General features: G+C 60.4%; 26 protein-coding genes. 17 read left to right on the plus strand and 9 right to left on the minus strand.

The genetic code is table 11. The annotated features are described in order from the left end of the window. Nucleotide 1 precedes the first annotated feature (1 nt). The 10 genes from ACI5GA_RS23095 (at nucleotide 2) to ACI5GA_RS23140 (ending at nucleotide 9,631) form a co-directional block, all read left to right on the plus strand. Nucleotides 2-1,300, plus strand: coding sequence for a cobyrinate a,c-diamide synthase (locus ACI5GA_RS23095; RefSeq protein WP_404638609.1), 1,299 nt, complete (start codon nucleotides 2-4; stop codon nucleotides 1,298-1,300). 97 nt (nucleotides 1,301-1,397) lie between these two features. Continuing rightward, nucleotides 1,398-2,048, plus strand: coding sequence for a 5,6-dimethylbenzimidazole synthase (gene bluB, locus ACI5GA_RS23100; RefSeq protein WP_421424379.1), 651 nt, complete (start codon nucleotides 1,398-1,400; stop codon nucleotides 2,046-2,048). Continuing rightward, nucleotides 2,045-2,953: an adenosylcobinamide-phosphate synthase CbiB gene (gene cbiB, locus ACI5GA_RS23105; protein ID WP_404638613.1), complete on the plus strand. Its 909-nt coding sequence runs from the start codon at nucleotides 2,045-2,047 to the stop codon at nucleotides 2,951-2,953. Before bluB ends, cbiB begins: the two co-directional genes overlap by 4 nt. Then, the gene (gene cobD, locus ACI5GA_RS23110; RefSeq protein ID WP_421424381.1) at nucleotides 2,946-3,950 is read left to right on the plus strand and encodes a threonine-phosphate decarboxylase CobD; all 1,005 of its coding nucleotides are present in this window, start codon (nucleotides 2,946-2,948) and stop codon (nucleotides 3,948-3,950) included. The genes cbiB and cobD overlap by 8 nt, the downstream gene beginning before the upstream one ends. A 23-nt stretch (nucleotides 3,951-3,973) precedes the next feature. Continuing rightward, a complete protein-coding gene (locus ACI5GA_RS23115) occupies nucleotides 3,974-5,446 on the plus strand; it encodes a cobyric acid synthase (protein WP_421425520.1) in 1,473 nt (490 codons plus the stop codon). Then, nucleotides 5,446-5,967 (plus strand): bifunctional adenosylcobinamide kinase/adenosylcobinamide-phosphate guanylyltransferase, encoded by a 522-nt coding sequence (gene cobU / locus ACI5GA_RS23120; RefSeq protein ID WP_421424383.1) that lies wholly within the window; start codon nucleotides 5,446-5,448, stop codon nucleotides 5,965-5,967. The genes ACI5GA_RS23115 and cobU overlap by 1 nt, the downstream gene beginning before the upstream one ends. Further along, nucleotides 5,964-7,016, plus strand: a complete 1,053-nt coding sequence (gene cobT, locus ACI5GA_RS23125; protein WP_421424385.1) for a nicotinate-nucleotide--dimethylbenzimidazole phosphoribosyltransferase — start codon at nucleotides 5,964-5,966, stop codon at nucleotides 7,014-7,016. The genes cobU and cobT overlap by 4 nt, the downstream gene beginning before the upstream one ends. Beyond that, complete coding sequence (gene cobC, locus ACI5GA_RS23130; RefSeq protein ID WP_421424386.1) at nucleotides 7,013-7,585, plus strand: alpha-ribazole phosphatase family protein; 573 nt, start codon at nucleotides 7,013-7,015, stop codon at nucleotides 7,583-7,585. The genes cobT and cobC overlap by 4 nt, the downstream gene beginning before the upstream one ends. Beyond that, on the plus strand, nucleotides 7,586-8,317 hold the full coding sequence (locus tag ACI5GA_RS23135; RefSeq protein WP_421424387.1) for an adenosylcobinamide-GDP ribazoletransferase: 732 nt from the start codon (nucleotides 7,586-7,588) through the stop codon (nucleotides 8,315-8,317). Between the two features lie 105 nt (nucleotides 8,318-8,422). Next, entirely contained in the window at nucleotides 8,423-9,631 is a 1,209-nt protein-coding gene (locus ACI5GA_RS23140) for an MFS transporter (protein ID WP_421424388.1), read from the plus strand. A gap of 212 nt (nucleotides 9,632-9,843) precedes the next feature. On the opposite strand, the gene ACI5GA_RS23145 is transcribed toward ACI5GA_RS23140, so the two are convergent. From ACI5GA_RS23145 to ACI5GA_RS23155, 3 genes are all read right to left on the minus strand, one after another. Continuing rightward, the gene (locus ACI5GA_RS23145; protein ID WP_404638627.1) at nucleotides 9,844-11,130 is read right to left on the minus strand and encodes an OmpP1/FadL family transporter; all 1,287 of its coding nucleotides are present in this window, start codon (nucleotides 11,128-11,130) and stop codon (nucleotides 9,844-9,846) included. 123 nt (nucleotides 11,131-11,253) lie between these two features. After that, entirely contained in the window at nucleotides 11,254-11,763 is a 510-nt protein-coding gene (locus tag ACI5GA_RS23150) for a hypothetical protein (RefSeq protein ID WP_421424389.1), read from the minus strand. 277 nt (nucleotides 11,764-12,040) lie between these two features. Further along, nucleotides 12,041-12,265: a hypothetical protein gene (locus ACI5GA_RS23155; protein ID WP_404638631.1), complete on the minus strand. Its 225-nt coding sequence runs from the start codon at nucleotides 12,263-12,265 to the stop codon at nucleotides 12,041-12,043. Nucleotides 12,266-13,357: 1,092 nt separating this feature from the next. On the opposite strand from ACI5GA_RS23155, the gene rmuC reads away from it, so the two are divergent. The 3 genes from rmuC (at nucleotide 13,358) to ACI5GA_RS23170 (ending at nucleotide 16,900) form a co-directional block, all read left to right on the plus strand. Beyond that, the gene (gene rmuC / locus ACI5GA_RS23160; protein WP_421425521.1) at nucleotides 13,358-14,722 is read left to right on the plus strand and encodes a DNA recombination protein RmuC; all 1,365 of its coding nucleotides are present in this window, start codon (nucleotides 13,358-13,360) and stop codon (nucleotides 14,720-14,722) included. A 396-nt stretch (nucleotides 14,723-15,118) separates the two neighbouring features. Further along, nucleotides 15,119-16,570, plus strand: coding sequence for an NCS1 family nucleobase:cation symporter-1 (locus tag ACI5GA_RS23165; protein ID WP_421424390.1), 1,452 nt, complete (start codon nucleotides 15,119-15,121; stop codon nucleotides 16,568-16,570). 204 nt (nucleotides 16,571-16,774) lie between these two features. After that, nucleotides 16,775-16,900, plus strand: coding sequence for a PA1414 family protein (locus ACI5GA_RS23170; protein WP_256601618.1), 126 nt, complete (start codon nucleotides 16,775-16,777; stop codon nucleotides 16,898-16,900). Nucleotides 16,901-17,062: 162 nt separating this feature from the next. Here ACI5GA_RS23170 and ACI5GA_RS23175 read toward each other — a convergent pair whose 3' ends face one another. From ACI5GA_RS23175 to speB, 3 genes are all read right to left on the minus strand, one after another. Then, nucleotides 17,063-17,347: a hypothetical protein gene (locus tag ACI5GA_RS23175; protein ID WP_404638635.1), complete on the minus strand. Its 285-nt coding sequence runs from the start codon at nucleotides 17,345-17,347 to the stop codon at nucleotides 17,063-17,065. A gap of 240 nt (nucleotides 17,348-17,587) precedes the next feature. Then, on the minus strand, nucleotides 17,588-18,967 hold the full coding sequence (locus tag ACI5GA_RS23180) for a sodium:solute symporter (RefSeq protein WP_421424392.1): 1,380 nt from the start codon (nucleotides 18,965-18,967) through the stop codon (nucleotides 17,588-17,590). 116 nt (nucleotides 18,968-19,083) lie between these two features. Further along, nucleotides 19,084-20,034, minus strand: coding sequence for an agmatinase (speB, locus tag ACI5GA_RS23185; RefSeq protein WP_421424394.1), 951 nt, complete (start codon nucleotides 20,032-20,034; stop codon nucleotides 19,084-19,086). Between the two features lie 154 nt (nucleotides 20,035-20,188). On the opposite strand from speB, the gene ACI5GA_RS23190 reads away from it, so the two are divergent. Both ACI5GA_RS23190 and ACI5GA_RS23195 read left to right on the plus strand, forming a co-directional pair. Next, nucleotides 20,189-21,082 (plus strand): LysR family transcriptional regulator, encoded by an 894-nt coding sequence (locus ACI5GA_RS23190; RefSeq protein WP_404638641.1) that lies wholly within the window; start codon nucleotides 20,189-20,191, stop codon nucleotides 21,080-21,082. Between the two features lie 13 nt (nucleotides 21,083-21,095). Then, the gene (locus ACI5GA_RS23195; RefSeq protein WP_421424396.1) at nucleotides 21,096-21,686 is read left to right on the plus strand and encodes a tRNA-uridine aminocarboxypropyltransferase; all 591 of its coding nucleotides are present in this window, start codon (nucleotides 21,096-21,098) and stop codon (nucleotides 21,684-21,686) included. A 3-nt stretch (nucleotides 21,687-21,689) separates the two neighbouring features. Here ACI5GA_RS23195 and ACI5GA_RS23200 read toward each other — a convergent pair whose 3' ends face one another. The 3 genes from ACI5GA_RS23200 to ACI5GA_RS23210 all read right to left on the minus strand — a co-directional run bounded on the left by ACI5GA_RS23200 (nucleotide 21,690) and on the right by ACI5GA_RS23210 (nucleotide 24,210). Beyond that, nucleotides 21,690-21,911, minus strand: a complete 222-nt coding sequence (locus tag ACI5GA_RS23200; protein WP_404638645.1) for a DUF6316 family protein — start codon at nucleotides 21,909-21,911, stop codon at nucleotides 21,690-21,692. A gap of 297 nt (nucleotides 21,912-22,208) precedes the next feature. Further along, entirely contained in the window at nucleotides 22,209-22,823 is a 615-nt protein-coding gene (locus ACI5GA_RS23205; RefSeq protein ID WP_421424398.1) for an NAD(P)H-dependent oxidoreductase, read from the minus strand. Beyond that, complete coding sequence (locus ACI5GA_RS23210; protein ID WP_404638649.1) at nucleotides 22,816-24,210, minus strand: class II fumarate hydratase; 1,395 nt, start codon at nucleotides 24,208-24,210, stop codon at nucleotides 22,816-22,818. The genes ACI5GA_RS23205 and ACI5GA_RS23210 overlap by 8 nt, the downstream gene beginning before the upstream one ends. 238 nt (nucleotides 24,211-24,448) lie before the next feature. Here ACI5GA_RS23210 and ACI5GA_RS23215 point away from each other — a divergent pair, with 238 nt between their 5' ends. Continuing rightward, nucleotides 24,449-24,973, plus strand: coding sequence for a DUF2059 domain-containing protein (locus tag ACI5GA_RS23215; RefSeq protein WP_404638651.1), 525 nt, complete (start codon nucleotides 24,449-24,451; stop codon nucleotides 24,971-24,973). A 12-nt stretch (nucleotides 24,974-24,985) separates the two neighbouring features. Further along, nucleotides 24,986-25,282 (plus strand): BolA family protein, encoded by a 297-nt coding sequence (locus ACI5GA_RS23220; protein ID WP_404638653.1) that lies wholly within the window; start codon nucleotides 24,986-24,988, stop codon nucleotides 25,280-25,282. Nucleotides 25,283-25,470 lie beyond the last annotated feature (188 nt).

Here is a 25,470-nt window from a genome sequence, read left to right on the forward strand (position 1 = left end):
TATGAATGAAGCCGCTCGCCAATGCCCCGCCGTCCTGATCGCCGCACCTGCGTCGGGTCAGGGCAAGACCACTGTCACCGCCGCCCTCGCACGTTTGCATCGCAATCAGGGGCGTAACGTGCGCGTGTTCAAATGCGGGCCGGATTTTCTCGACCCGATGATTCTCGAACGCGCCAGTGGCAACCCGGTGTACCAACTGGACATGTGGATGGTCGGCGAGGCGGAAAGTCGTCGTTTGCTGTGGGAAGCGGCGGCTGAAGCCGATCTGATTTTGATCGAAGGTGTGATGGGCCTGTTCGATGGCACGCCATCCAGTGCCGATCTGGCCCGGCGTTTCGGTGTGCCGGTGCTGGGGGTGATTGATGGCACGGCCATGGCGCAAACCTTCGGCGCTCTGGCGCTGGGTCTTGCACGTTATCAGCCGGATTTGCCGTTCGCAGGCGTGCTGGCCAACCGAGTGGGCACGGTGCGTCATGCGCAATTACTCGAAGGCAGCCTGACCGAAGGGTTGCGCTGGTACGGGGCGCTCTCGCGGGAGACCGGCATCGAATTGCCGAGCCGTCATCTGGGACTGGTACAAGCCAGTGAGTTGAACGATCTGGACGCGCGTCTCGATGCTGCCGCTGAAGCGTTGGCCAGTACCTGCGATTCTGCGCTGCCTCCCGCTGTGACGTTCGAAGCGCCCGACATCGTGGCAGCCGAACCTTTGTTGGCGGGCGTGCGCATTGCCGTCGCCCGCGACGAGGCCTTTGCGTTCACCTACGGCGCCAGCCTCGATCTGCTGCGTGCAATGGGCGCTGAATTGCTGTTTTTCTCCCCGATCCGCGATAGCGCGTTGCCGCAAGCCGATAGCCTCTACCTGCCCGGTGGCTACCCCGAGTTGCATCATCTGGCTTTGGGGCAGAACCATTCGATGGTCCAGGCCATTCGTACTCACCACGCGGCGGGCAAGCCGCTGCTGGCCGAGTGCGGCGGCATGCTCTATCTGTTGAACGCCTTGACGGATGTAGACGGTCGGCGCGCCGAACTGGTGGGTTTGCTCGACGGTGAGGCCGTCATGCAAAAGCGCCTCGCTGCATTGGCGTTGCAGTCAGTGGCGTTGCCGGAAGGCACGTTGCGCGGGCACACCTATCATCATTCGCTGACCAGCACCGGCCTGACCCCGATCGCCCGTGGCATCAGCCCCAATGGCGGGCGTGGCGCCGAAGCGGTGTATCGCGACGGGCGAATGACTGCTTCGTACGTGCATTTCTACTTCCCGTCAAACCCACAGGCGATGGCGGCGCTGTTTTTGCCATGAATAGCCTTTCACCCGCCGCTCCTGGAATCATGGCTCACTTCCGTTGTTGGAACACATTCCCTTGTGGGAGCGCAAGAAGTGACTCCGCAGGTGCGCCATGACTGACCACGCCTTCAGCGACGAGGAGCGCGCCGCCGTTTACCGGGCCATTGCCGAACGCCGGGACATGCGGCACTTCAGCGGTGGTTCGATTGCCCCGGAGCTTCTTGCACGCTTGCTGGAAGCCGCCCACCACGCGCCGAGTGTCGGCCTGATGCAGCCTTGGCGGTTCATTCGCATCAGCGATCGCTCGGTGCGCGAGCAGATTCAGGCGCAGGTCGAAGAAGAGCGCATCCGCACCGCCGAAGCGCTGGGCGAGCGCTCCGATGATTTCATGAAGCTGAAGGTCGAAGGCATCAATGACTGTGCTGAGGTGCTGGTCGCGGCGTTGATGGACGATCGCGAAAAACACATTTTTGGCCGTCGCACCTTGCCGGAAATGGACATGGCCTCGCTGTCCTGCGCGATCCAGAACCTGTGGCTCGCCGCCCGCGCCGAAGGGCTGGGCATGGGCTGGGTGTCGCTGTTCGATCCTCAGGCGCTGGCCGATTTGCTGAAGATGCCAAGTGGTTCAAAACCCTTGGCGATCCTGTGCCTGGGACCGGTCAAGGAATTCTACCCGGCGCCGATGCTGGTATTGGAAGGCTGGGCGCAGGCGCGTCCGCTGCAAGAGTTGGTCTTTGATAACACATGGGGAGTGAAGTCATGAGCGTGGCGTTATTGAGCGTCGCCGGGGTTGCGCTGGATGCGCTGCTGGGTGAGCCAAAACAAAACCACCCGCTGGTCGCGTTTGGCCGGTGTGCCGAGCGCATCGAACAGCGCTTCAACTCGGGCGGTCGCGGTTGGCGCAGCCATGGCGTCACCGCTTGGTTCATCGCGGTCATTCCTCTGACGTTGTTGGCCACTTTCCTCAGTTGGTTGCCCTATGTTGGCTGGCTGGTGGAGGTGCTCGCCCTGTATTGCGCCCTGGGTTTGCGCAGTCTGGGCGAGCACGTCGAACCGGTGGCGCAGGCGTTGCGCGGGGATAACATCGAAGAAGCGCGCCGTCGCGTGGGGTATCTCGTCAGCCGTCAGACCTCGGCGCTGGACGCCACTGAAGTCGCCCGCGCGGCCACCGAGTCGGTGCTGGAAAACGGCAGCGATGCGGTGTTTGCCGCGATCTTCTGGTTCGCCGTGCTCGGCGCGCCGGGCGTGGTGCTCTATCGCTTGAGCAATACGCTGGACGCCATGTGGGGCTACCGCAATGAACGTTTCGAGCGCTTCGGCTGGGCCGCAGCGAAAATCGACGACTTGCTCAACTACATTCCTGCGCGTCTAGTGGCACTGACCTACGCGCTGCTGGGCAAGACCCGGCTCGCGCTTCGTTGTTGGCGGACACAGGCGCCGAAATGGGACAGCCCGAATGCCGGGCCTGTCATGGCCTCTGGAGCGGGGGCGCTGGGTGTTGAACTGGGCGGCGCAGCGATTTATCACGGCGAGCTGCATCAGCGGCCGCAACTGGGCGACGGCGCTCCCGCCGACGCGAATTCCATCGATCGGGGTTGGCAACTGGTGCAGCGCGGGGTCTGGCTGTGGTTGCTGATTCTCTGTCTGGGGACTGAAATCTATGCTTGAGCACGGCGGGCGCTTGCGCGGGGCGGTGGCGAAGTACGGCATCGAACAGGCGGACTGGCTCGACCTGTCCAGCGGCATTTCGCCTTGGTCCTGGCCGATCCCGCCGATCCCCGAAGCGGCCTGGGCGCGTTTGCCGGAAACCGACGATGGGCTGGAGAACGCCGCCCGGGTTTATTACGGCGCCCCGGACGTGCTGCCAGTGGCCGGTTCTCAGGCCGCTATTCAAGCGCTGCCGCGTCTGCGGCAAACAGGCAAGGTGGGCGTGCTGTCGCCGTGTTATGCCGAGCACGCCGAGGCATGGCGCAGCAACGGCTTTCTGGTGCGTGAGGTGCTGGAGCATGAAATCGACCGCTTCATCGACGTCCTCGACGTATTGGTGGTGGTCAATCCGAACAACCCCACGGGGCTGAGCCTGACCCCGGCGCGCCTGCTGGAATGGCACGCGCGGCTGGCACAGCGCGGTGGCTGGCTGGTGGTGGACGAAGCGTTCATGGACAACACGCCGCCGTTGAGTCTGGCCGCCGAAACCCAACGCCCCGGCCTGATCGTCTTGCGCTCGTTTGGCAAGTTCTTCGGTCTTGCGGGGGTTCGTTTGGGTTTCGTACTGGCCGAGTCGCGTTTTCTCAAAGTGCTCGCCAGACAGATCGGCCCTTGGTCGGTGAGTGGTCCTACGCGGATCCTCGGCCAAGTCTGTCTTGAGGATGTCGAAGGCCATCGATTGCAGCGCGAGCGTACGGAAAAAGCGTCGCGGCGGCTGGTGGACCTCTTGAGTCGTTTCGGTTTTGCCCCGCAAGGGGGCTGCGCGCTGTTTCAGTGGCTGATCACGCCGCTGGCCGCCGAGCTGTACGAATTCTGCGCACAACGGGGAATCCTCCTGCGCATCTTCTTGAACGAAGGACCGCATAACAGCAGCCTGCGTTTTGGTCTGCCCCGTGATAACGCCGACTGGCTGCGTCTGGAACAAGCGTTAAAAGCCTTTTCCGAGGAGCGTGCATGAACCCGCCAGAGCTGGGCAAAACCCTGAGGGAGCAAGGCGCGACTCTGATGGTGCAAGGCACTACGTCGGACGCTGGCAAGAGCACGCTGGTGACCGCGCTGTGCCGTTGGTTGACTCGGCAAGGCGTGCGTACGGTGCCCTTCAAACCGCAGAACATGGCGCTCAACAGTGCCGTAACCGCTGACGGTGGCGAGATTGGCCGAGCGCAAGCCGTGCAGGCTCAGGCCTGCGGCCTTGAACCCCACACCGACATGAACCCGGTGTTGCTCAAGCCCAACAGCGACACCGGCGCGCAGGTGATCATCCACGGCCGTGCCGTCACCACCATGAACGCCGTCGCCTATCACGATTACAAGGCTATTGCCATGCAGGCGGTGCTCGCCTCCCATCAGCGGTTGAGGGCGGGTTGGTCGGTGGTGATGGTGGAAGGCGCGGGGTCGCCTGCGGAAATCAACTTGCGTGCGGGTGACATCGCCAACATGGGGTTTGCCGAAGCGGTCGATTGCCCGGTGTTGTTGGTGGCGGACATCAATCGCGGCGGTGTCTTCGCGCATTTGGTGGGTACTCTGGAATTGCTGTCACCCAGCGAGCAGGCGCGGGTGAAGGGCTTCATCATCAATCGTTTTCGCGGCGATATCGCCTTGCTGCAACCGGGCCTCGACTGGCTGGAACAGCGCACCCGCAAGCCGGTGGTCGGCGTCCTGCCTTACGTGATGGACCTGCATTTGGAGGCCGAAGACGGCCTCGATCAGCGTCAGATCGACAAGACCGAGCAGGTCATCAATGTCGTGGTGCCGGTGCTACCGCGCATCAGCAACCACACCGATTTCGACCCGTTGCGCCTGCATCCGCAGGTCAATCTGCAATTTGTTGGGCCGGGTCAGCCGATTCCCCCCGCCGACCTGATCATCCTGCCAGGCTCCAAGAGCGTGCGCAGCGACCTGACCTACCTGCGTAACAACGGTTGGGACACCGCGATCACCCGCCATCTGCGCTACGGCGGCAAAGTGTTGGGGATTTGTGGAGGGTTGCAGATGCTGGGCGAGGCGTTGCACGACCCGCTGGGCCTGGAGGGGGCTGCTGGATCGAGTTCTGGTCTGGGTTTGCTGGCCATGAGCACAGTGCTGGAGAACGAAAAACAGCTGCGTAACGTCAGTGGGCGTCTGACCCTCGAAGACGCTGACGTGATCGGCTACGAGATTCACGCGGGCGTGACCAGCGGCCCGGCGCTGGACCGCCCGTTGGTGCAGCTCAGCGATGGCCGTTGCGACGGCGCTATGAGTGAGGACGGCCAAGTGCTCGGCACGTATTTGCATGGGCTGTTCGAGCATCCGGCGTCGAGCAGTGCCTTGCTGCGCTGGGCCGGTTTGCAGGATGTTCAACAAGTCGACTACCACGGGCTGCGCGAGCGCGACATTGAGCGTTTGGCGGATCTGGTGGAGACGCATCTGGACGGCAAGCTGCTGCGCGAACTCTGCGGCCTGGAGGCTGTTTGATGCTGCAATTGATTTTGGGCGGCGCCCGTTCCGGCAAAAGCCGACTGGCGGAAAAGCTCGCCAGTGACAGCGGGCGCGACGTTATCTACATCGCCACCAGCCAGCCGCTGGACGGTGAAATGAATGAGCGGGTGATGTTGCACCGTCAGCGTCGTCCTGCGCATTGGGGGCTGGTCGAGGAACCGCTCGAACTGGCCCGTGTAATAAAGGAAAACGCAGGGCAAGGGCGCTGCCTGTTGGTGGACTGCCTGACCCTGTGGCTGACCAATCTGCTGATGCTGGACGATCCGCAGCGACTGGCGCAGGAGCGCGAAGCGTTACTTGATGGCCTGGCCGATGTGCCCGGTGACATCATTTTCGTCAGCAACGAAACCGGGCTGGGCGTGGTGCCCCTCGGCGAGCTGACCCGTCGTTATGTCGATGAAGCCGGGTGGCTGCATCAGGCGCTGGCCGAGCGGTGCCAGCGCGTGGTGTTCACCGTCGCCGGGCTGCCCATGACCCTGAAAGGATCCGCACTATGAGTAATGCCTGGTGGCTTGCCCCCGCCCGTGAAATCAATCAGGACAGCCGCGAGCAAGCGCTGGCCCGACAGCAGCAATTGACCAAGCCTGCCGGGTCATTGGGCCAACTTGAAGCCGTCGCGGTGCAACTCGCCGGTTTGCAGGGCCGGGTCAAACCGGCGCTCGACAAGGTCTGGATCAGCATTTTTGCCGGGGATCACGGCGTTGTGGCCGAAGGCGTTTCGGCGTACCCGCAAGAAGTGACCGGGCAAATGCTGCACAACTTCATCATGGGAGGCGCCGCGATCAGCGTGCTGGCCAAACAGCTGTCGGCGCAGCTGGATGTGGTGGACTTGGGCACTGTGTCCTCGTTGAATCTGCCAGGCGTGCGGCATTTGAACCTCGGTGCGGGTACGGCCAACTTCGCCAAGGGTGAGGCGATGACTCAGGCGCAACTGGAAGGCGCGCTTGAAGGCGGCCGCGACAGCGTGCTGCGCGCCAAATCGGCGGGCGCCGAGCTGTTTATCGGCGGCGAGATGGGCATTGGCAACACCACGGCAGCGAGTGCGGTGGCGTGCTCGTTGCTGAACTGCCCGGCGTCGTTGCTGGTGGGGCCGGGGACGGGGCTGGACGCCCAGGGCGTCAACCACAAGGCACAGGTCATCGAGCGTGCGTTACAACTGCACGCCGCTGAATCGGGCAATGCGTTGGGCAGCCTGCGTGCGGTGGGCGGCTTTGAAGTGGCGGCGCTGGTCGGCGCCTACCTGGCCTGCGCGCAGGAAGGCGTTGCAGTGCTGGTGGACGGCTTTATTTGTACCGTCGCGGCACTGGTGGCCGTGCGTCTGAACCCGTCGTGCCGGGAATGGTTGTTCTTCGGTCATCGCGGTGCTGAGCCGGGCCATCGCCACGTGCTGGAAAGTTTGCAGGCCGAGCCATTGCTGGAACTGGGCCTGCGTCTGGGCGAGGGCAGCGGCGCTGCGTTGGCGGTGCCGTTGCTGCGTCTGGCGTGCGAACTGCACAACGGCATGGCGACCTTTGCCGAAGCGGCCGTGGCGGATCGGCCGGCATGACCTTGCGTCTGGACCTGTTGCGCCACGGCGAAACCGAGCACGGTGGTGGTTTGCGCGGGAGTCTGGACGATGCATTGACCCCGCTGGGCTGGCAGCAAATGCGCGACGCAGTGGCTAGGCCTCACGCCTGGGATCGCATCGTCAGTTCGCCGTTGCAGCGCTGCGCGCGTTTCGCGGAAGAATTGGCGATGCGTTTAAGCCTGCCGATGCATCTGGAGCCGGGCGTGCAAGAGCTGCATTTCGGTGACTGGGAGGGCGTCAACACAGCCCTGTTGATGGAGACCGACGCCGAAGGGCTTGGGAGGTTTTGGGAAAACCCTTACACCTTCACGCCACCGAATGGTGAGCCGGTGGTGGCTTTTTCCGAACGCGTTCTAGATGCTGTCCGACGTCTTCAAGCGGCGCATGAGGGCGAACGGGTGCTGCTTGTCTGCCACGGCGGGGTGATGCGTCTGCTGCTGGCACAGGCGCGCGGTCTGCCTCGGGAGCAATTGCTGCAAGTGGTCGTCGGTCACGGTGAACGCTTTTCTATTAATGTTGACGCCATTGGCGTGCTGACAGAGGCCTGAATGCTGCCGTTCTGGATCGCCTTACAATTTCTCAGCAGCCTGCCGATTCGTTTGCCGGGCATGCCAACGCCGCAACAACTGGGACGCTCACTCCTGTTCTATCCCTTGGTGGGGGTGCTGTTCGGTTCGATCCTGATAGGGCTGAACGCGCTGTTGAGCGGCTCGCCCGTGTTTCTGCATGCCGCGTTGCTGCTGGCGGCATGGGTGCTGCTCAGCGGCGGGCTGCATCTGGATGGTCTGGCCGACAGTGCCGATGCCTGGCTCGGTGGGTTTGGTGATCGCGAGCGCACCCTGACGATCATGAAAGACCCTCGCAGCGGGCCGATTGCGGTGGTCACGCTGGTAGTGGTGTTACTGCTGAAGTTCACGGCGATTCTGGCGTTGGTCGACAGCCATCATGAATCCGGCTTGTTACTGGCGGCAGTGATTGGCCGCGCCGCAATGCTTGGGCTGTTTCTCAATACACCTTATGTGCGCTCAGGCGGGTTGGGGCAGGCGTTAGCGGATCATTTGCCGCGTACGCTGGGCGTTCAGGTCTTGATCGCCACGGTGATCGGCTGCGTGTTAGTGGCAGGCGGAGCGGCGGTGGTTGCCATTCTCATCACCACCGCCGGGTTCTTCAGTTTGCGACGGCTAATGATACGGCGTTTGGGCGGCACCACCGGGGACACGGCCGGGGCGATGCTGGAGCTGCTGGAAGTGCTGGTGCTGGTCGCATTGGCGCTGGGTTGATTCCTGTGGCATCGATTGACACCCTTCGACCCCCGGCGTAGCTTCGCTGACGCAAATATGTCGGTTTACATCTAACTCTGTCCCCATGGCCACAGGAGAACAATAATGACATCGGTCTGGCGTACCAGCGGCTGGGTTCTATTGGGTAGCGCGCTGATTCTGGCCTTGTCGCTGGGGACGCGACACGGCTTCGGGTTGTTTCTGCCGCCGATGAGCGCGCAATTTGGCTGGGGGCGGGAGGTATTTGCCTTCGCCATTGCCTTGCAGAACCTGATCTGGGGGCTTGCGCAACCCTTTACCGGTGCATTGGCAGACCGCTTCGGGGCCGCAAAAGTGGTGTTCGTTGGCGGCATTCTCTACGCTGCGGGTCTGGCTCTGATGAGCACGGCCGATTCGCCCGCCACGCTGTCCTTGAGCGCCGGTCTTTTGATTGGCATTGGGCTTTCCGGCACCACGTTCTCGATCATTCTGGGCGCGGTTGGGCGCGCACTGCCGCCCGAAAAGCGCAGCATGGGCATGGGGCTGGCCAGTGCGGCGGGGTCGTTCGGTCAGTTCGCCATGTTGCCAGGCACGCTGGGCCTGATTGGCTGGCTGGGCTGGTCCATGGCGCTGGTCGCACTCGGCTTTCTGGTGGCGTTCATCCTGCCCCTGGTGGCGATGCTCAAGGACAAGCCGGTCCCAGTGGCTGCCGGGGAGCAGACGTTGCGTGAAGCGCTGCATGAGGCATGCAGCCACTCAGGATTCTGGCTGCTGGCGTTCGGCTTTTTTGTCTGTGGTTTTCAGGTGGTGTTCATCGGCGTTCACCTTCCCGCGTATCTGGTGGACCAGCATCTGCCCGCGACCGTTGGCACGACTGTTCTGGCGCTGATCGGTTTGTTCAACGTGTTTGGCACCTACATCGCCGGCTGGCTCGGTGGACGAATGTCCAAGCCGCGTCTGCTGACGGGCCTCTATTTATTGCGGGCCGCGGTGATTGTGCTGTTCCTCTGGGTGCCGCTGACGCAGACTACGGCTTATCTGTTCGGTATTTCCATGGGCCTGCTCTGGCTGTCGACGGTGCCATTGACCAACGGCACCGTCGCCACGCTGTTTGGCGTGCGCAATTTGTCGATGCTGGGCGGCATCGTCTTCCTTTTTCACCAGTTGGGTGCCTTCCTCGGCGGCTGGCTGGGCGGTGTGGTCTATGACCACACCGGCAGTTACGACATGATCTGGCACGTTTCGATTGCCTTGAGCTTTATGGCGGCAGCGCTGAACTGGCCGGTGCGGGAACGACCGGTGGTGCGCTTGCGAGTGCAACCGGTGGCGCTGTGACACGGTTGATGCCCTGGGTGGCAGGCGTCGTCATCGTGACGGTGCTGCTGGCATTGACCTGGTGGGGCTGGCAGAGCGTCGGCCTGGGTGCCTTGCAGCTCGGCATGACCTGCTGAAGCGTTGTTGACCCTTTAACGAAAAACCCCGCATCCATCGCTGGCTGCGGGGTTTTCTGTATGGCGGACCGGTGATGGCCGGTCCCGCCCACTGCATCAGAAGCGGTAGGTCAGGCCCAGGCCGAAACCGTTGGCGCTGTTGTCGTATTTGGACGAGTAGCGCTGGCCCAGAGCGTTGGAGCGGTTCACCTTGACGGTTTCTTCATCCAGATAGGAGTAGGCGACGTCGATGGTGATGTCGTCAGTCGGGCTGTAACCAGCGCCGATGCTGAAGATGGTGCGGTCGCCGGTCGGGATGCGTGGCGAACGATCAGTGTTGTTGGTTGGCGACTGGTCGAACGTCAGACCGGTGCGCAGTACCCACTGCTTGTTCAACTGGTAAGAGGTGCCGATGGCGTAAGCCCAGGTGTCATGCCAGTTCTGCTCTTCGGTGATGGTGCCGACCAGTGCCGGAGACAGCGCGCCGCCTGCTGCTGCGGTGACGCCAGAGTTTTGCACGGTAATGTCTTGCAGGCGGCTCCAGCGCGTCCAGGTGGCACCCGCATAGAGTTTCCAGTCGTCAGTCAGCTTTTGAGTGGCAGAGAAGTCAACGGACTCTGGCAGGTCCAGATCCAGCTTGGCGTCGTAGCGAGCGCTGCGCAGAAGAGTCGGCGGGTTGCCTGCGCCGGCGCGCACCTCGGTGTGCCCGTCGAGTTTGTACGTAACCTTGGAATGGTAAGTCAGACCGAGGCTGGTGGTGTCTGTGGCCTGAACCAGCAAGCCGACGTTGAAGCCATAACCGACGTCATCCCCTTTGACTTGAACGCGACCGTTGCCGGTACCAGGAATTGGTGTGTTCAGCGTCGATTCCAGCGCGCCGGAAATGCGGTTGATGGTTGGACCGAAGCCGATCGAAACCTTGTCATTGAAGGCGTAGCTGACGGTCGGCTGGAAGGTCACGACCTTCACGATACTCTTGCTGCCGAAGTTCTGGCCCTGAAAGCTGCTTTCATAGTCGGTGATCAGACCATAAGGCGCATAAACACCCAGACCGAAGGCCCAGTGGTCATCGACGGGGTTGACGTAGAAGCCCATCGGAACGGCAGTGAATGGAACCATGTCGCCTTTGTTGGTACCGGTGCGGCTACCGCTGGCGTCAGAGATGTCAGTCTTGGCATCGATCGCGGCCACGCCCACAGTCACTTGTTGGCGTTTGAGGCGCGACATGCCAGCCGGGTTGCCATAAACGGTACTTGCATCATCGGCAGAGGAGGAACGGCCCGCAAAACCGGTTCCCATCCCGCTGATGCTTTGTTCGTTCAGAGCAAAGCCGGATGCAAAAAGTTGGGTAGAGGCAAGTGTAACGGCGAGACTGAGGCTGGATCTGATCATTGTTTTTTTCATTGTTAGAACTCCTTGTTGATCACCGCGCGGAAATTACCAACATTTTTCATAACGCGCTATAGGCTGGATCACCCGATTTAGAGCAGTTTTTGTAGGACAATCTTGCGAAAATTATTGCGATCTTCATCGAAACCGATGAGTCACGAAATGGCTGGTTCGGCCTGAAACAGGGGGGCGAACCGAGGTTTGCCAGGCTGTCTCGAAATCCTGCAGGCGGCCATGAGGTTGAAATATCCTGCGCCAAATGCGCGCCATGCCCATGACGTCCTCTTCGGCGGGCAGGGCGAATCGGCTGGCTTCGACCATCATCCAGGCAATGGCCGTGGCATAGCGCAGGTTCACGGTCAGTTCCAGATCCGGCCCCGTGAGAAACGCATGTTGGCTGGCCAGCCCTCTGACCAGACTGGCAAGGTCAGGGTCCTTTGCCAGATAGCCATCCCAGAGTTTGTAGTGCAACGTGTCGGAAATCCCGTAAAGCCCGTGCCCGCGCTGGCTGTCGAGTTCGAAGCCCAGCGCCGACTGGCTGGCGGCGACCGCGAGGAGAAACGACTCCGCGCAGGGTTGGTGGCGACCGAGGTAGATCAGCGTGGGGCGGATCACGTATCGGCGCAGTTCACTGGCAGCGATTCCCATAACACCCTCGGGAAGTGAATGAGCCGGTGGACCCCGACGCTTGGCAGCGGAATGGAATCCGGGTCCACCGGAAGCGGCTCAGACCGCTTAAGTTGAAGCGTAGTCTCATATTTGCTGCGTAAAGGGCTGTTTTTAAAATATTTCCCGCTTTGCAGGCGCGCGCATATTGCGTCTGGCGATTAGCGTGAAGAATTTTTCATATGAAAAACAGGCACAAAAAAGCCCCACCGTTTGAGGGTGGGGCTGGGCAAACGAATATTTTTACCGACGAACGGTATCAGGCTGCCAGTGCCAGACGGGTGCGATTGATGACAGCTTGCAGCGGCTCAGGGCTGGAATACTGGTCGGGGTACAGACGTTCGCTGTGTCGGGCAATGCCGTGTTCGTTGACGAGGGTGAAGCTGAAGCAGCCTTTGCGGGCAGCCATGATCAGGCAGTCCATGGGTGCGAAGGCATGGGTGAGGGTACGGATGGCTTCCTGAGCCTGGATATGAGTAGTCATGTTAAAGGTGTTTCCTGAATCGACACGCTATCAGAAGCGTGCAAACTAAAAACGTTCCAGTAAACGCGGGCCGATGCTCGAAAGCGAGTCAGGGCAGGGCGCAGAACCTGTCTGGAACAGGGCAGCCAGATGAAGCGCGGTTATCGTGTGGCGCCGGGCTGACTGGTAGGTACTTCGGAGGGCAGGCGACACAACAGGAGCAAAGGTTCGATGCTCGGGGTGAAGATCCTGATCAATTTGCAGGTTGGTTCGGTCAGGTCATGAAGGCTTCATCGAGTCTGCAAACAGTCGGCAGATCGGACATTCATGACGGATAAACCATCGAGGCGATCGGTCCCTTACTCAGCTTCTGACGCGTTTGGCAAATCAGAATCAAGGGCTAAAGTCGATCGGAATTGATTTTCAGCTTGGTACTAACGGCGCGAAGAATACCTGACGTTCGGCCCACATGCAAGCGCTCGATAGAATTGCGGGAGAAATACGCGGTTCAGCACTCGTTCAGCCTGCGCAGCGCACATTAACAGCGCGGGTGACCGCTTTGAGATAGGAGATGGCCGTTTTTTCCTGCATTAAGTACGTTGTGACGCTTTACAAACGGCGGCTTATAGCGATTGGAAATTGACTTGTGCACATTAAAACGGTTAGCTGCCATCTCACTGTCACATTCCCTCCTAACAGTTTGATTTCAGTTGGCGAATTATTAAGTCAATGAAAATCTTCGCTTTTTTTCGTTGGTGAAAAAATCGTCAGTTTGAACGCAGGCCCCATTCTGCCTGCGTTTGCGGGGGATGGAGGGGTGTTGTCCACTGAGTTATCCACAGGATCTGTGGATTGTCCCGCGCGCTTGCTCTAGCGCGCACCTTTGCCAGATTGCACTACGCTTTCCATCTTCCTTTTTTCAGTGCTCATCGGAATCTGACGTCGGCGCAGCTTCTGCGCATAATGCCGCCAGCACGATTGTGGAGTTGGGAAATGTTTATGGCTTTTGACCTCACCAGCCTGTTGCTGGGATTGGGGGCGGCGGCATTGCCGTTGCTGGCGCTGGCGTGGCAGTTGCAGCGCAAGGTGGCGCAACGTGAGGCGGATTCACTGCTGGCGGATGAGCGTTTGATCAATGCCCAGATGGCGCAGGATGGCTTGAGCGCGCAGCTCGATGCCAGCCGCGATGAGATCAGCGATCTAAGCCAGGCCAATGCTATCAAACAGGCCGATCTGGCTGCGCTGCGCCGAGAAGTCGAACTGCTGCGTCAGCAACACGATGCGGCGCGCCAGGCGCAGGAGGACTGGGCGCAAGAGCGTGATGACAAGGAAAGTGAACTGCGTCGTCTGAGCGCGCAATGCGCATCGCTCAGTGCAGAACTCAAGGAGCAGCAGGACAGCCATCAGCAGCGTTTGAATGACCTGCAAGGTTCACGGGACGAATTGCGCGCGCAGTTTGCCGAGCTGGCCGGGAAGATTTTCGATGAGCGCGAGCAGCGCTTTGCCGAGACCAGCCAGCAACAACTGGGGCAACTGCTCAATCCGTTGAAGGAGCGCATTCAGTCGTTCGAAAAGCGCGTCGAAGAAAGCTATCAGCAGGAGGCGCGTGAACGGTTCTCGCTGGGCAAGGAACTGGAGCGGCTGCAACAGCTCAACCAGCGACTGAGTGACGAGGCCACCAACCTGACCCGTGCGTTGAAGGGGCAGAAGACGCAAGGCAATTGGGGCGAGTTGATCCTGGAGCGGGTGCTGGAACATGCCGGGCTGGAGAAGGGGCGTGAGTATCAGACTCAGGTGAGCCTCAAAGGCCCGGACGGCGAGCGTTTTCAGCCTGACGTCTTGATCATGTTGCCCGGTGACAAGCAGGTCGTGGTCGACGCCAAGGTCAGTCTCACGGCCTATCAGCAATTCGTTTCGGCCGAGGATCAGGTGATCGCACAGGTGGCGTTGAAGCAGCATGTGCAGTCGTTGCGCAACCACGTTAAGGGGCTGTCAGGTAAGGATTACAAGCGCCTCGAAGGTCTTCATAGCCTGGATTTCGTGTTGCTTTTCGTGCCGATCGAGGCGGCTTTTTCGGCGGCGTTGCAAGCCGAACCCACCCTGTTCCAGGACGCGTTCGATCGCAATATCGTGATCGTCAGCCCGACAACGTTGTTGGCCACGTTGCGCGTCATCGACAGCCTATGGAAGCAGGAGCGTCAAAGCCAGAACGCCCGGGAAATCGCCGAGCGGGCGGGGTGGCTGTACGACAAATTCGTGTTGTTCATTCAGGATCTGGACGAAGTGGGCAACCGCCTGCAACAACTCGACAAGGCCTATGGCGCGGCGCGCAACAAGCTGGTGGAAGGGCGGGGCAATCTGGTCAGCCGCAGTGAGCAGCTCAAATTGCTGGGCGCCAGAGCGAGCAAGAATCTGCCTGCCGACCTGCTGGAACGTGCGCTGACCGATGAAGACGGGCTGGTGCAATTGCCGGAGTAATGCCGTTGACGTTCTAGCACCACGGCTTGCCGACGTTGGCGTATGTGGTATCGCTGCAGTCGGCAAGCCGGACTGCTACCGGGTCTTCTAACAATTTCATGTAAATGTGTATACATAAAATCTTCTTGATCCCGAGCTTGCCGGAAATGCACCTCGATCATGCATCGCTGCACCGTCAGTGGGCGTATAGGCTGATAAGGCGACTCACCCGCTGCACCTTCCGCCTCGCCATGAACCTCTTGTAACACCGCTGTTCAGCGCACATTTGCCGACTTGAAAATAACGATGGCACGCATTCTGCCTGTCACTTCGTATACAACAAACGCTCGCTCCCGTACGCAGTGTGTTCAGCCGGTATGCTTCGGGAGCCTGTTCGTCCTTTCAGGGAGACATGCGATGACCGAGCCAATGCTCAAGGGCTATAGCCCACGCCTCTATAACCAGGACCTGGGGCCACTGCCGCAGAAGTGGACCTGGTACAACATTTTTGCGTTCTGGATGAGTGATGTGCACAGCGTTGGTGGCTATGTGTTCGCGGCCAGCCTGTTCGCACTGGGCCTGGCGAGCTGGCAGGTGCTGATCGCGCTGCTGGTGGGGATTTGCATCATCCAGGTGATCGCCAACTTGCTGGCCAAACCCAGTCAGCAAGCGGCTGTGCCCTATCCTGTGATCTGCCGCCTTGCTTTCGGTGTGTTCGGTGCGAATATTCCGGCGGTCATTCGTGGGTTGATCGCGGTCGCGTGGTACGGCGTGCAGACCTATCTGGCGTCCAGTGCGCTGATCATCGTGGTGCTGCGCTTCTTCCCACAGATGTCGGTCTATGCGGAGCCTCATTTTGCAGGTTTGTCCTACCTGGGCTGGTTTGGCTTCCTGGTGCTCTGGTTGGTGCAGGCCGCTGTGTTCTGGACCGGCATGGATTCGATTCGTCGCTTTATCGACTGGGCTGGACCGGTCGTGTATGCGGTGATGTTTTTGCTGGCGGGCTGGATCGTCTGGAAAGCCGGTTGGGCGAATATCAGCTTTACCCTGTCGGAAAAGTCTCTGAGCGGTTGGGAAGCGGTGTCTCAAGTGATCATGGCGACAGCGCTGGTGGTGTCGTACTTCTCCGGTCCTACGCTCAACTTCGGTGACTTCAGCCGCTATTGCCGGAGCATGTCCGAAGTACGCCGTGGCAATTTCTGGGGCTTGCCGGTCAACTTTCTGGCCTTTTCGCTGGTGACCGTGGTCATCGTCTCGGGAACCCTGCCCGTGTTTGGCGAAATGCTCCACGACCCGATCGCCACCGTGGCGCGCATCGACAATGATGTGGCGGTGCTGCTGGGGGCGTTCGCGTTCGTGACCGCCACCATCGGCATCAACATCGTCGCCAACTTCGTGTCTCCGGCGTTCGATTTCGCCAACGTCGCACCGAGCAAAATCAGCTGGCGAGTGGGCGGGATGATCGCCGCTGTGGCGTCGATCTTCATCACGCCGTGGAACCTGTTCAACAACCCGCAGGTGATCCACTACACCCTGGATGTGCTGGCGGCGTTCATCGGGCCGCTGTTCGGTATCCTGCTGGTGGACTACTACGTGATCAAGAAGCAGCAAATCGATGTCGATGCGCTGTTCAATGACGGTCCGACAGGCCGTTACTGGTACAGCGGCGGGGTGAACTACACGGCGGTCAAGGCGCTGGTTCTGGCGACCCTGGCGGGCATCGCGATCACCTTCGTCCCTGCGTTGCAGCCGATGGCCAACTTCGCATGGTTTACAGGATGTTTCCTTGGCGGCGCGCTGTTTTTCCTCTTCGCGCGCCGTAGCCAAGCCCATGAAAGCGCAACGTTGGCCCCAGCTACTGCGGGTTAGAGCCAAGCGACCAGTGGCGTTGCCGCTGGTCGTCTGAAATTCAGGGTTTGTCGGATGACGACGTTAAAACGTAAAGGTAGGGAAAATTTCCTGCCGCGACACTCCGTAGCAGGCGTAAAGTGTGACAAGGCACTATGATCTGCCTTATGCGGACCAGGGTTTTACGAAAAGTTAGCTGCCGGCATTCCCTAAGGGGGGCGTAATATGAACAGCAAATTGCAAGAGTGGCTTCACGATGTGGGTGTTGCATTGGGCCTGATCGAGCGCCCGAAACTGCAACCCATTCCCGTTCGGACTGACGATGACGAGCGCCGTCGCCCACGCCGTTAAGTCCTGTTCAATCATCTCGGTGACCATGACAGCGGCGCTATCGCCTGATAGCCCGCTTCGTGCGTTAAATACCGTTTGACGCGCCTGGCGCCCGCCAGATGACGCGCGTACTTCCTTCCCTCAGCTAGCGTGTGACTGGAAATCGAACGCATCTGCGTTCAATCAATGGGATTTTCTGCCCTTCATCTGCACCAGGATCAAATCCACCAGTCCTTGCAGCGTCAGTTGGCGGTAAGGGGAGTGTTCCGGCAGATGAGAGATTTGCGATTTGACCTTGCCCGGCATCACGATGCCGAATTCGGCCTGGAGATGGCTGAAAAACTCGGCGAAGTCTTCTTCGTCCAGTTCCAGATCGGCGAGCAGGGCGTCGTCCTGGATCGGGTCTTTGTCGACCAGAATGATCCCGAGTGTATCGAAAACATGCTGCTGGATTTCGCGACGGTCCATGGAGAGCCTCTGCGTTGACGTGCTCGAAAATCACCCCGACTTCACAACAGAGGGTTGTCGCCGGACAGCCGAATATCGCTTCGCTCCTTGAAATCACACCGTTCCGACGCGCTGTCACGATTAAGGCTAGTCCAAGTTTTGTGTGTCGGATCGTCCTGCTCTTGATGAATTTTTGTAACCGCGCATAAAAAAGGACGCCCGAAGGCGCCCTTGATCTGTTTCAGCGCTGTTACGCCTGTATCAGGCTGCGCTCGTCATCGCGACGCGGCGTGGCGACACCAGGCTGACCACCACGAAACTCACCAGGCCCACGGCCAGGCTGTAGTAAATCGGGGTGTTGGCGTCCAGGCCGTCCTTGAACATGAACACCAGAGCGGTGATGAAGCCCAGGCTCATGCTGGTGATGGCCGCTGCGGTGGTCGCGCGTTTCCAGTAGATCGCACCGATCAGCGGAATCAGCATGCCACCTACCAGAAGGTTGTACGCCAGCGTCAGTGCGCTGATTACGTCGTTCACCACCAATGCAATCCCCAGCACCACCAGCCCGGTCAGGGCGGTGAACAGGCGGTTGATGCCCAGGCTCGATTGCTTGCCGCCGCGCAGTTTTGGCAGCAGGTCTTCAGTCACGGTGGTGGAGGCGGCCAGCAGGCCTGCACTGGCCGTGGACATCATGGCTGCCAGCGCGGCGGCGATCACCAGCCCGCGAATGCCGTCCGGCAGCGAGGCTTTGACGATGGCAGCGAAGGCGGTGTTGACGTTGGCCAGATCCGGCAGCAACACGTGAGCGGCCATGCCGATCAGGGCACATGCCAGGCCATAAAGGATGCAGTAAACGCCTGCGATCGAACCTGCGTACTGGGCCACTTTTTCGGTGCGCGCGGTGAACACGCGTTGCCAGATGTCCTGGCCGATCAGGATGCCGAAGAAGTAGATCAGGAAGTAGGTGATGATGGTGTCCCAGCCGATGGTGGTCCAGCTAAAGCTCGATGCAGGCAGCTTGGCTACCAGATCGTCCCAGCCGCCGACGCGGTACAGGCAGATTGGCAACAGGATGAACATCAGGCCGACGGTCTTGATGATGAACTGCACGATGTCGGTCAGGGTCAGCGACCACATGCCGCCGATGGTCGAGTACACCACGACCACGCCACCGCCCAAGACCACCGAAACCCAGAACGGCAGGTCGAACAGCACTTGCATGACGGTGCCGATGGCCAGGATCGAGGTCACGCCGATCATCAGCGCGTAGGCGAGCATGATCACCGCGCTGGCCTGACGGGCCATGGGGTTGTAGCGTTTTTCGAGGATCTGGGTAACGGTGAAGATGCGCAGCTTGAGCAACGGTTTGGCGAGGAACAGGTTCAGCGCAATGATGCCCACGCCCAGCGCGGCGCAGAGCCAGAAACCGGAAATGCCGTGCACGTAGCCCAGCCGCACGGTGCCGACGGTCGATGCGCCACCCAGCACGGTGGCCGCCATCGTGCCCATGTACAGGCTCGGCCCGAGGTTGCGTCCGGCGACGAGGTAGTCTTCGTGGGTCTTGGCCTTGCGCATGCCGTACCAGCCCAGCACCAGCATCCCGGCTGCGTAGATCAGCACGACGAAAATATCTAAAGCCATGGAGTGTCTCCAATCATTGTTTTTATAGTGAAACGCAGTCATCCGGCTGACGTCACGCAGGCAGTCAGCGGTGAAATCATCGTGTTGTAAACGCGCTCCTACAGGTTCAGTGTCGATTAGCGGTGTGTCACACCCGGCAGCACGCACAGCATCTCGTACAGCAGGTTGGCGCCCAGCAGCGAGGTGTTGCCAGTGGTGTCGTACGGTGGCGAGACCTCCACCAGGTCGCAGCCGATCAGGTCCAGACCCTGGCAACCACGAATGATTTCGATGGCTTGAATGGTGGTCAGGCCACCGATTTCAGGGGTGCCGGTACCCGGCGCCCAGGCCGGGTCGATGCCGTCGATGTCGAAGCTCAGGTAAACCGGGCCATTGCCGACTTTTTCGCGTACTTCAGCCATCAATGGCACCAGCGATTTGTGCCAGCACTCTTCAGCCTGTACAACGCGGAAGCCCTGTTTGCGGCTCCAGTTGAAGTCTTCGGCGGTGTAGCCCTGAGCGCGCAGACCAATCTGCACCACACGGTCGCAATCGAGCAGGCCTTCTTCCACGGCGCGGCGGAAGGTGGTGCCGTGGGCGATCTTCTCGCCGAACATGTGATCGTTGACGTCTGCGTGGGCGTCGATGTGCACCAGGCCGACCTTGCCGTGCTTTTTGTGAATGGCGCGCAGGATCGGCAGGGTAATGGTGTGATCACCGCCCAGGGTCAGCGGGATGATGCCGTGTTCGAGGTAGCCGTCGTAGGCTTCTTCGATGATGCGCACGGCTTCGTGCATGTTGAATGTGTTGATGGCAACGTCGCCGATGTCAGCGACCGACAATGAGTCGAAGGGCGCAGCGCCCGTGGCCATGTTGTAGGGGCGAATCATCACCGATTCGGCGCGGATTTCGCGAGGCCCGAAACGGGTGCCAGACCGCAGCGAGGTGCCGATGTCCAGTGGCACGCCAATGAAGGCGGCATCCAGGCCAGCGGCGGTTTGCAGGTGTGGCAGACGCATCATGGTTGCGATGCCGGCGAAGCGCGGCATTTCGTTGCCGCCCAGTGGTTGGTGAAAAATCTTGTCCACGGGATTGCCTCATCGGTGGGTTATTAATAGTTGTAAGGGCTGGGCGGATTCTGCGAACCCGACGGGCTGCGAACAATCGCTCAGGCAAAATACTTAGTTCAGAGATTTCTGAACTATCGGGTAAGCTGATCATTCTTCGACACCTGGAAGCATCATGGCCAGCGCATTACCCGATCTGAAACTGCTGCGTATCTTCACCTGCGTCGTCCGCCATCAGGGCTTCGCGAGTGCCCAGCAAGAATTGAACCTGTCGACCTCAGCAATCAGCACCTACATGAGCCAGCTCGAATCCACGCTGGGCATTGTGCTGTGCCATCGCGGGCGGGGCGGGTTCAGCTTGACCAGCAAGGGCGAGCTGTTTCACCAGGAAACGCTGCGTTTGTTGGGCGAGCTGGAAGGTTTCGAATTGTACGCAGCGGCGCTCAAGGGCGAACTGCGTGGCACTCTGAATCTGGGTGTTCTGGACTCTACGGTCAGCGATCGGGCACTGCCGTTTGCCGAAGTCATCGGTGCCTACAGCGAGGAACACCCGGCGGTGCACTTGCACCTGTCGGTCATGAGTCCTTACGAATTGCAGTTGGGCGTGCTGGACAACCGGCTCGATCTGGCCATCGGCTCGTTCTCCACCCGGATGAACGGCCTGCTCTATCAACCGCTGTACCGTGAGCAGCACTGGCTGTATTGCAGTAATCGCCACCCGCTGTTCAACGAGCGGCGCATTCCCGAGCCGGTCATCACCCAGCAACGTATGGTGGGGCGCGGCTACTGGAGTCAGGCGGAGCTGGCGCGGCATGGCTTCAAACACAGCGCGGCCACCGTGGAAAGTATGGAGGCGCAGCTGATTCTGGTGTTGTCGGGTGCCTACATTGGTTATCTGCCGGAGCACTATGCGCAATCGTGGGTCGATTCCGGGCATTTGCGGGTGTTGCTGCCTGCGACGTTCGGCTATCAGGCGCCATTCTCGATGATCCTGCGGCGTGGGCGCAGTCGAGAGCCGCTGATCCAGACCTTCCGCGACCTGCTCAAAGCGCAGCTCAACCCGCTTTAAGGAGGGTGCGACCATGCCCCGTGTTCGTTGCGAGCGTTGCCATCGCCCTGAAAACCATTGCCTTTGTGCGCTGATTCCGCAACTGGACAGTCGCACTCGGGTGTTGATTCTGCAGCACCCGAGCGAGGTCAATCATGCGCTGAATACGGCGCGTCTGGCGGCCTTGGGCCTGACCAATGCGCAGTGGGTGGTCGGGGAGGTGTTCGATAATCTCGCTGAGTTGCTGAACGTGCCCGGGTATCAGGCGCGGTTGCTGTTTCCGGGGGGCGGGGCGACAGCACTTGAAGCTGAATCGTCAACCGATACGCCACTGCTGTTGGTGGTTCCGGACGGCACCTGGCGCAAGGCGCGCAAGTTGTTACACCTCAACCCGCTGCTGGCCGCATTGCCGAGGGTGACCTTGAGCAACGCTCCGGCGACGCGGTACCGATTGCGCAAGGCGCCCGGTCCTGACGCGTTGTCGACGCTGGAAGCCATCGTTCACGCGTTGCACACGCTTGAGCCGCAGCGTTCGTTCGAGCCGTTGCTGCGTCCTTTCGAGGCGTTGATCGAGGGGCAGATTGCAGCGATGGGTGAGGAGACCTTTCGCCGCAATCATTCCTGAGCGCTAGCCATTGAGTGGCAAAGGAGGCTCAGGCGACGCCACCTTGCCCGCCAGCATGCGACGAATGTAGGCGTCGGTTTCCCGTTCGGCGTCTTCCTTGGTGAAGAAAGGCCCTTCGAGGGTGTTTTCACGGGTGCTGAAAAAATACATGCCGTTGACGCGGGAGACGCGGTCGCTGCGAAAGTGCACGGCGGTCTCGGGGTCTTTCTCACGCTTGCTCAACATGGCCTGCTCCGGGTGAGGGGCGTTGGGTCTGTCAATCAGGACGGCTAAACCTGAAAGGAGTTCAGCGCAATGAGCGTTCCACAGCGTGATACGGAATGCCTGGCTGGTTGAGTGCCACTCTACTCCAAACGCTGCGGGCTGAGGTAGCCACTGGCTGAAGTTGCATCAGGTCCGCTGCTTTCGCCAGCAAGCCGGCTCCCACACTGTTTTGCGTCGAGCGATGAACTCAAGACTGGCCTGGATTCTGTGGGAGCCGCCGTGGTGGCGAAGGCGCCGTTCAGTCAACGCTAAACCACTTCAGCGCTTACCCAATTCCTCAGCTTGATGAATCCACTGCTGACGTTGCTCTTCGGTCGAGGTGCGCACCGGGGAGAATTCTGTCAGGCGCGTGGTCTTGATCCCGCAAAACTCAAGAATCGCGTTTTTGATCTGCCGGTGGGCAGGTGCCTTGAACACCCAACGGAAATAGCGTGAAGGGGTGTCCAGCGTGACCAGCATTTCGGCTGTGCGGCCTTTGAGCAGTTCATTGGCGGGGTGATGACGACCATGGGCCTTGAACGCGAAGCCGGGCATCAGGACGCGCTCGAAGAACCCGCTGAGCAAGCTCGGCAGCCCGCCCCACCAAACCGGATAGACAAACACCAGATGTTGCGCCCAGTGAATCTCGCGCTGGGCTTGCAGCAGGTCATGTTCCAGCGTCTGGCTCGATTCATAGCCGTTGTGCAGCGTCGGCTCGAATTCCAGCGCTTCCAGTTTCAGCACCCGCACCACATGCCCCTGACTGCGCGCGCCCTGGGCGTATGCGTCGCCCAGAGCGTGGCAGAGGCTGATGGTCTTTGGCGAACCGATGACCATCAGAATGCGTTTGCCGTACCCCTCAAGCGGGGTGGCGCCGCTGATCGGCTCAGCCATTGCTGCCCGCCTCAAGCATTTTCTCCGGTCGTACCCATGCGTCGAACTCGGCATCGGTCAAAAAGCCCAGTTGCAGCGCTGCTTCGCGCAGGGTCAGGCCTTCGTTGTAGGCCTTCTTGGCGATTTGCGCCGACTTGTCATAGCCGATGTGCGGGTTCAGCGCGGTCACCAGCATCAGCCCGCGCTCCAGGTGTTCGGCCATTTTCCCGGCGTCCGGCTCCATGCCCGCGATGCAGTGTTCGTTGAAGTTGCGGCAGCCGTCCCCCAGCAGGCGGATCGATTGCAGCAGGTTGTGGATGATCACCGGCTTGAACACGTTCAATTGCAGATGGCCCTGACTGGCGGCGAACGAGATCGTGGTGTCGTTGCCCATGACCTGACAGGCGAGCATCGACAGCGCTTCACACTGGGTCGGGTTGACCTTGCCCGGCATGATCGAACTGCCCGGCTCGTTGGCAGGCAGTTTGACTTCCGCCAGACCGGCACGGGGGCCTGAACCCAGCAGACGCAGGTCGTTGGCGATCTTCATCAGCGTCACGGCCAGGGTTTTCAAGGCCCCGGACAGCGCCGTCAGCGGCTCATGGCCTGCCAGCGCCGCGAATTTGTTCGGTGCCGTCACGAAGGGCAGACCCGACAGCGCGGCCAGTTCGGCAGCGACTGCTTCGGCAAAACCGTGGGGTGAATTCAAGCCCGTACCCACGGCGGTGCCACCCTGAGCCAGTTCACAGACCGCAGGTAGCGCCGCGCGAATGCTCTTTTCGGCGTAATCCAGTTGAGCGACGAACGCGGACAGCTCCTGACCGAAGGTGATCGGCGTGGCATCCATCATGTGGGTGCGGCCGGTTTTCACCAGCTTCATGTGGCGCGACGACTGCTCGGCGATCCCGGCGGACAGTTCGGCGATGGCAGGTAGCAGCTGTTCTTTGACCGCCTGCGCAGCGGCGATGTGCATTGCGGTCGGGAAGCAGTCGTTGGAGCTTTGCGAGCGGTTGACGTGATCATTGGGGTGAACCGGCGACTTGCCGCCCCGGCCTTTGCCCGACAGTTCGTTGGCGCGTCCGGCGATGACCTCGTTGACGTTCATGTTGCTCTGGGTGCCGCTGCCGGTCTGCCACACCACCAGCGGAAACTGGTCGTTAAGCTTGCCGCTGAGGACTTCGTCGGCGGACTGCTCGATCAGGCGCGCGATGTCGGCGGGCAAGTCGCCGTTGCGATTGTTGACCCGCGCGGCGGCTTTTTTGATCAGCGCCAGTGCATGCAGCACCGGCAGGGGCATATGCTCCTGACCGATGGCGAAGTTGATCAGGGAACGTTGGGTCTGAGCCCCCCAGTAAGCGTCTTCGGGGACTTCGATTGGACCTATGCTATCGGTTTCGGTACGGCTCACTGGACTCACTCCTTAAGATCGAATAGCGCAGTTTAGTACCCCGCAGACCACTTCGGTTCCCGTTGGCGGCTGCGCAGTAGTACGAGTGTGCGCAAATTTTCGAATCAGGTGGTGTGAAACCTTGAAGATCAAGCACTGTCATGACCGCTCGTAGCGGCGGGGGTTGAGCGCGAGACGAAAAGGGGCGCAAAATGTCGGCCCTTGGGGTTCAGCCTCGCTTGCTAGATAAGGAAACTCGATGACCCGTCTTCGCGCTCTCTGTGCTGCGGTCGCTCTGGTATGTGCCAGCGGCCAGGCGCTTGCTGCCACCGCCAGCCATGAGGCCAGTGCCGTAGCGTTCCTCAAACTGGCTCACGCCGACCAGTTGGGTGCGCCGATCTACATGCAAGCGCAGCAAATGTTCGCTCAGCGCTTCGCCGAAACCAAAGCTCCGGACTCCAAGAAAGCCGTTCTGGAGAAGTACCAGGCTCAAGCCAATGCCGCGCTGGACAAGGCCATTGGCTGGGACAAGCTGCAACCTGACATGGTCAAGCTGTACACCGACAACTTCACCGAGCAGGAGCTGAAAGACCTGGTGGCGTTCTACGAGTCGCCGCTGGGCAAGAAAGTCCAGGCCAAGATGCCGCAGATCAGCCAGCAATCGTTCCAGATGACTCAGGAAAAGCTGCAACCGGCGGTGCCTGTGGTCACCGGTCTGCTGGAGTCCATGACCAAGGAACTGACCCCGGCTGCGACCAAAGCTGCACCTGCCAAGAAGCCATAAGCGAAGCCTGACATGAGCATGCAACAGCGTATCGAATCTGCGTTGGCGGTCTTTCAGCCCGAGTACCTTCAGGTGCTCAATGAAAGCCATATGCATAGCCGTGGCACCGACACTCACTACAAGGCCGTGGTGGTCAGCGAGCAGTTCGCTGGCCTCAACGCCGTCAAGCGCCACCAGAAGGTCTACGGCCTGCTCGGTGGCCTGATGGGTGAGTTTCATGCGCTGGCGCTGCACACCTACACCCCGGAAGAATGGGCGAAACTGGGCGCCGCGCCTGCGTCGCCGACCTGTGCCGGGGGGCATGACTGAATTTCCTTTTCGGGAATTGACGCTGCGTTGATCGCGAGCAAGCTCACTCCTACAGGTATGCGCACGTCCCTGTAGGAGTGAGCTTGCTCGCGATGGCGATTTATCAAACACATCCGTGTTGACTGATCCGGCGCACTCGTCGGAATGCCGCCCAGGGCAAGCGCGCTCCTACAGTGCGGTGTTCTCCC

It is taken from the genome of Pseudomonas sp. Pseu.R1 (genome assembly GCF_045764065.1).
Lineage (GTDB): Bacteria > Pseudomonadota > Gammaproteobacteria > Pseudomonadales > Pseudomonadaceae > Aquipseudomonas.